Below are 6479 nucleotides of genomic sequence, written 5' to 3' on the forward strand. Positions count from 1 at the left end.
CCGATAACAGCGGCGGCGCTTCTTGGTTCGTTCTTCTCGCTGCTGAGAAGAATGAACAAATAAAGCGAATTAATGTAACAAGGACTTTCTTTGACAGGGAAAGAAAATCATTAGTATTCAACCTTCTCCCCTTGCCGTGCCCCGTATGCGGAGTATCGCACTGCAATGAGCGGAGGGTTACTATCAATCTCCTCCTCTGTGTTTTGCACCGCAAAATATAGGGGAGGTGTCCGCAAGGACGGAGGGGTTAATAAAAACGGCGGCGCTTCTTGGTTCGTTTTTCTCGCTGCTAAGAAGAATGAACAAATAAAGCGAATTAATGTAACAAGGACTTTCTTTGACAGGGAAAGAAAGTCCTTTGTATCACAATCCTCCCTTGCCGTGCCCCGAAGCATTGCGGTGTGTGGCGCAAAAAAATATAGGGGAGAGCCGAGGAGTGTAGCGACGAGGAGAGGGGTTAAAAATACCTACAATGGAAGTAATAGAGTTAACCCTCCTCTCCCCCTGTGTTTCTGTAAGGGAATATAGGGGGAGTGCCCAAAGGGCGAGGGGGTTGAATTAGAAAAATATAGCTTCCTCCCTTTGTTCATCGCAAATGAATAGAGAGCCACTTCTAAACTCCTCCCTTGCCGTGCCCCGTATGCGGGGGTATCGCACTGCAATGAGCGGAGGGGTTAATAAAAACAGCAGCCCGAACGGTTCGTTCTTCTCGCTGCTGAGAAGAACGAACCAAGAATAAAACTCCACCACCGATACAGAACTTGAAAAGAAGAAATAAAACTCAGTTATGCAATGACGAAAGTATGATTCTCAAAAAAATAGATAACACACAGACAAAACCGAGGCTTGTTTCTATTAACCCTTTACACTATCTTTGCACGAAGCAAAGGAAAAGAAAAGTGGAACAAGATTTTCTGAACAGTCTGAACGACCAGCAACGCGAAGCTGTGCTCTATACCGATGGACCGGAATTGGTTATCGCCGGAGCCGGATCGGGTAAAACAAGAGTACTTACCTACAAAATAGCACACCTGCTGCAAATGGGATATCCACCCTACCGGCTGCTGGCACTCACCTTCACCAACAAAGCGGCCAACGAGATGAAAGAACGCATCGCCGCATTGGTAGGGACAGAGACAGCTCAACGCTTGTGGGCAGGGACGTTTCACTCCATTTTCTCCCGCATACTTCGAGCCAATGCCGACCGGATCGGCTATCGTCACGACTTCACCATCTACGATGCCTCCGATTCCCTGTCGCTTATAAAAAGCATTATCAGAGAACTTCAACTCGACGATAAGACATACAAACCCACAACCGTGCAAGCGATTATTTCCCATGCGAAAAACGCCCTCATCGAACCGCAAGCCTATGCGCGAAACCGGGAACTTATCGAGATGGATACTCGTTCGAAACGACCCCTCATTCACGAAATATACCGTATCTACCGACAACGCTGTTCCGTGTCGGGGGCAATGGATTTCGACGACCTGCTGCTCAATACCAATATACTTTTCAGGGACCACCCCGACGTGCTGCAACACTATCGCGACCTGTTCGCCTACATCTTGGTAGACGAGTATCAAGATACCAATTTCGCCCAACACCTCATTGTCAGCCAGTTGGGAAAAGACCACAACCACATCTGCGTGGTGGGCGACGATGCCCAGAGCATTTACTCGTTCCGGGGAGCGAATATCCACAATATACTCGGACTGAGCAAAGAGTTCCCGGGATTGAAAATATTCAAACTCGAACGAAACTACCGTTCCACACAAAATATCGTCAATGCGGCCAACAGCCTCATCGCCAAGAACAAGGAGCAAATACCCAAACAAGTATTCTCCGAAAAAGAACAAGGAAACAAAGTACAAGTAATAAGTGCCTATTCCGATTTCGAAGAAGGCTTTATCGTCTCGAACCGTATTGCCGAAATGCGCATCACGACTCACTGTGATTACAACGACTTCGCTGTCCTCTACCGTACGAACGCACAGTCCCGTGTATTAGAAGAAGCTCTGCGCAAGCGCAACATACCCTACCGCATCTACGGAGGCATGTCGTTCTACCAAAGGAAAGAAATCAAGGACGCCATCGCCTATTTCAGATTGACGATAAACCCCGATGACGAAGAAGCACTCAAACGAGTCATCAACTATCCCGCACGAGGAATCGGAAATACCACTCTCTCGAAACTCATCGAACGGGCACACTCGCAGGAATCCAGTATATGGAATGTGATTTCCGACCCCATAGGCTACAACTTGGCCGTTAACAACGGCACATTGAACAAGTTGAAAACCTTCAAGGACCTCATAGACGAATTACGCTACGAAGCCGATAAAAAGAACACACCGGAACTGGCGGAAACGATTATCAAGCGGTCGGGTATTTGGGGAGAGATTTCCTCGGATCGTACTCCCGAAAACATCAGCCGGCAAGAGAACATCGAAGAACTTTTGAACGGTGTCCGTGAATTTTGCGCCCTGCGCGAAGAAGCCGGAGAAGAACAAACCTCCCTATCCGATTTCTTAGCCGAAATTTCTTTGGCGACAGATCAAGACAACGGCGATGAAACCGAGCAAGACAAAGTAACCTTGATGACGGTCCATGCATCGAAAGGATTGGAGTTCAAACAAGTTTTCATTGTTGGAGTGGAAGAAGACCTCTTTCCTTCGGCCATGAGTAAAAACAGTGAACGGGAAATCGAAGAAGAACGACGTCTGCTCTATGTGGCCATCACCCGCGCAGAAGAAAACTGCACCCTCACGTATGCCCTCTCCCGCTATCGTAACGGACAAACGGTCTCCTCCCCTCCAAGCCGGTTCATCAAAGACCTCGATTCTCGATACGTCGATATGCCGGTACAAACCAAACAGGAGTCTCCCAGAGAAACCATATCGTGGAACCGATTTCCATTCGATGCGGAAAGACCGCGCAAAACTTCCCGATGGAACGAAGAAGATACGGATCGCACACCTGCACCGAGACCATTCACTGCTCCGTCTCCGGGCAAACGGTTGACCAAGATAGACTCTAAACCCACAGGTGAAACCCATTCTACGACACAATCCACAGTTGCAACCGCTGCCGGGCAAGTAGAAATAGGAACATTCATCTGCCATGCCCGCTTCGGAAACGGAACCGTTACAGCCATAGAAGATACGGGAGACAACTGCAAAATAACCGTCGAATTTGAAAACGTCGGACGCAAACAGCTCCTGCTCAAATTCGCCAAGTTCACAATCATAGAATAATTTTCATACGTCATGCACGATACGCTATCGCAAATACCATCACCCTGCTATGTTCTCGAAGAAGAACTATTGCGCCGCAACCTCGCTCTCATTCGCTCTGTCAAAGAAGCCGCCGGAGTAAATATTATACTGGCGTTCAAAGCCTATGCCCTTTGGAAATCATTCCCCGTCATACGGGAATATATTCCGCACTCCACAGCCAGCTCCATACACGAAGCACGGCTGGCATTCGAGGAGATGGGCAGTCCGGCACACACCTACTCACCGGCCTATACCGAGCGGGATTTCCCGACAATACTCAAATACAGCAGCCACATTACCTTCAACTCCCTGACTCAATTCGAACGGTTTTACCCCCAAGTAGTAGCCGACGGCAATCGGGTATCGTGCGGGTTGCGTATCAACCCCGAATATTCCGAGGTAGAAACCGACCTCTACAATCCCTGCGCACCGGGTTCCCGATTAGGAATAACCGCCGACAAGCTGCCCGAACTTCCGCAGGGAGTGGAGGGGCTTCATTTCCACACCCTCTGCGAGTCCACCTCCTACGACCTCGAAAAGACTTTGGCACAGGTCGAAGACCGATTCGGGCATCTACTCCCCCATATCAAATGGCTGAATATGGGAGGCGGTCACCTCATGACCCGCAAGGATTACGATACCGCACATTTGATTAACCTCCTCCGGGGCTTCAAACAAAGACACCCCGGCCTCGAAATCATTCTCGAACCCGGTAGTGCGTTCGCTTGGCAGACCGGTACATTAGTATCCACCATAGTCGATATAGTCGAGAACCACGGTATCAAAACAGCCATTCTCGACGTCTCTTTTGCCTGTCACATGCCCGACTGTCTCGAAATGCCCTATAAACCGGCGATACGAGGCTCGGTAGAACCCGCACCCGGCACATACGCCTATCGCATGGGAGGAAACTCCTGTCTGAGCGGCGACTATATAGGAGACTGGCATTTCGACCACGAATTACAAATAGGAGACCGAATCATATTCGAGGATATGATTCACTATACGACAGTCAAGACAACCATGTTCAACGGAATCCCCCACCCCTCCATAGCCTGCCTCAAAAGCGACGGGAAAGCGGAAATCTGGCGGGAATACGACTACTACGACTATAAAACCCGAATGGATTGACAAGACATCGATCCCCCGGAACAAATCACAAAATACATTTGTTAATCGACAAAAAGCATAAAACAATGGGAACATTCTTAGGTATCGTAGCACTGCTCATCACCCTTGTCGCATTTATTCCCCTATTGGGATTTCTCAACTGGGTGGCCATACCCATATCGGTCATTTTCCTCATCATCTGTGCCATTCTCAAATCAGACAATGGCAAAACCCTCTGCATCGTATCTATCGTTTTGGGTATACTGCGCCTTATGCTTGGTGGAGGGATATTCTAATCTCCTACGAGACAATGAAAACTGTTTACAAATCAAAGGTCGATAAAGGCTTGCTAATCGCCATTATAGCAATTGTCCTTCTGTCCTACCTGCCGCTCCTGTTCGAATTCTCTTGGATAGCCCTCGCCTTATTGGTCGTCACGGCCGCTTTCATTGCCGACCCATTCTGTAACACGAGCTACACCATAGACAACGGCACGCTGCACATCAAATGCGGCATATTCTTGTCGTCCTCCTTCCCGATCGACCGAATAACGAAAATCTCGAAAACCAATAGTTGTTTAAGCGCACCGGCCTTATCGATGGACAGGATAGAAATCCGCTTCGCCGACAAAAAGACTCTCGTCTTGTCTCCCAACCAGAGGCAAGCATTCATCGATCATCTAAGGAGTCTCAATCCCGATATAGTTGTAAAGCCACCTCTCTGATACGGAATGATTCCCCTACTCTAACGTGAGAAAGTCGGCGGCTAAACGAACAGACTCCCCGAATGCCGTAGGCTGTCCCGGCACGGTGATAAAGAGATGCACCGTATGAGGCAAAACCGTATGGCTCACGGCAACGCCGAGCCCGGAAAGTCTGGCCGCCAATTCCTTCCCCTGACATAAAAGAATATCCCGCTCGGCATTGACGATAAGCGTCGGCGGTAGCTGTTTCAGTAGCTCGTCATCGGCTACACCCGGCGAGACAAGAGGCTGTCGAGCATCTCCTGTACCGATGTATGCGGCATTGAAAGCCTCCATCAATTGGGCATCGAGACCATATCCCTCGGCATAGTTTTTCCACGAAGACGAACCGTCTGCCCAAGCTTTTGTCACCGGATAAAACAGCACGAGCGAACAAAGTGAAGAGCACATCGTTCCACTGTCCATGCGGCAAGAGTGAGAATCCTTTGCAAGAATTAGGTTAAGAGCCGTAGCAAGAGCAAGATTCCCGCCCGAACTATCTCCGCCGATAGATATCCGATCGGGAAGAAAGCCATACTCCCCGGCATGCTCGAAAGCGAATGCGACGGCCTCGGTACAAGCATTGAGGGCGGCAGGATAAGCATGTTCGGGTGCTAAGGGATATTCCACGGCCAACACAGCAATCTTTGCCCTATACGATAACCCCGCACAAAAATGAGCGCAACTATTGATACTCCCGAAACACCAGCCACCCCCATGTAAGTAAATCAACACAGGCAACGGAATAGTATCGAATCCGGCAGGGCGATACAAACGATAACACCCTCCGATATCCGTTGCCACTACCCCACTTTTCGATTCAGGGTTCGTATTACGCGAATTACGCACAGATATCAAAGCGGTACAATCCCCGTTTATGGCGCGACGCACGGCATCGGCCTGTGTCTTTTGTAAACCCGCAGGCAAAGATTGAAGAAACGCACAAGTCTCCTTCTCCATCATTACACTGCTCTGCGCTCTGCCTCTCAATGAAAATACGATAAGTACGGCACACATGATCTTTTTAGACACATAAAAAGCCGTACGACAAATACCTAACGGTTCCATACATTCATTATCCCTTTGATTGAGCTATCAAAGATACGCTTTTCCACACAAAACACACCTACCAACACTGTAATTCAATAGTATTTATCCGTGGTATTCTCAACACATAAGAAATTAACAGTTTAAAATCCAACTAAATTAATTATGATTTAATTTCAAATCCGTACCTTTGACATATTAAATACAGCCCAACAAGGCCGTTAAAGTGTACGATTCGAGTTGTGATTCGCTTTCAAATTTGTATCTTTGACATATTAAATACAGCCTCGCCATTTCCTCGC

Annotated in this window: 5 protein-coding genes; 4 read left to right on the top strand and 1 reads right to left on the bottom strand. The window is 48.4% G+C overall.

Features of this window, described 5'->3' with window-relative positions; translation table 11 throughout:
* Positions 1–899: 899 nt before the first annotated feature.
* From HMPREF9448_RS08785 to HMPREF9448_RS08800, 4 genes are all read left to right on the top strand, one after another.
* The gene (locus HMPREF9448_RS08785; protein WP_040296153.1) at positions 900–3257 is read left to right on the top strand and encodes an ATP-dependent helicase; all 2358 of its coding nucleotides are present in this window, start codon (positions 900–902) and stop codon (positions 3255–3257) included.
* Positions 3258–3269: 12 nt separating this feature from the next.
* On the top strand, positions 3270–4409 hold the full coding sequence (gene nspC, locus HMPREF9448_RS08790; RefSeq protein WP_008862255.1) for a carboxynorspermidine decarboxylase: 1140 nt from the start codon (positions 3270–3272) through the stop codon (positions 4407–4409).
* A 65-nt stretch (positions 4410–4474) separates the two neighbouring features.
* Positions 4475–4684: a hypothetical protein gene (locus HMPREF9448_RS08795; protein WP_008862256.1), complete on the top strand. Its 210-nt coding sequence runs from the start codon at positions 4475–4477 to the stop codon at positions 4682–4684.
* A gap of 14 nt (positions 4685–4698) precedes the next feature.
* On the top strand, positions 4699–5112 hold the full coding sequence (locus HMPREF9448_RS08800; RefSeq protein ID WP_008862257.1) for a PH domain-containing protein: 414 nt from the start codon (positions 4699–4701) through the stop codon (positions 5110–5112).
* A gap of 15 nt (positions 5113–5127) precedes the next feature.
* Here the strand turns inward: HMPREF9448_RS08800 and HMPREF9448_RS08805 are convergent, their stop codons facing one another.
* Entirely contained in the window at positions 5128–6198 is a 1071-nt protein-coding gene (locus tag HMPREF9448_RS08805; protein WP_008862258.1) for an alpha/beta hydrolase, read from the bottom strand.
* Positions 6199–6479 lie beyond the last annotated feature (281 nt).

Source organism: Barnesiella intestinihominis YIT 11860 (genome assembly GCF_000296465.1).
GTDB lineage: Bacteria > Bacteroidota > Bacteroidia > Bacteroidales > Barnesiellaceae > Barnesiella > Barnesiella intestinihominis.

Coding starts and splice junctions, on each gene's coding strand:
- HMPREF9448_RS08800 (WP_008862257.1), top strand. CDS start 4,699: ATGAAAACTGTTTACAAATCAAAGGTCGATAAAGGCTTGCTAATCGCC.
- HMPREF9448_RS08795 (WP_008862256.1), top strand. CDS start 4,475: ATGGGAACATTCTTAGGTATCGTAGCACTGCTCATCACCCTTGTCGCA.
- nspC (WP_008862255.1), top strand. CDS start 3,270: ATGCACGATACGCTATCGCAAATACCATCACCCTGCTATGTTCTCGAA.
- HMPREF9448_RS08805 (WP_008862258.1), bottom strand. CDS start 6,198: ATGGAACCGTTAGGTATTTGTCGTACGGCTTTTTATGTGTCTAAAAAG.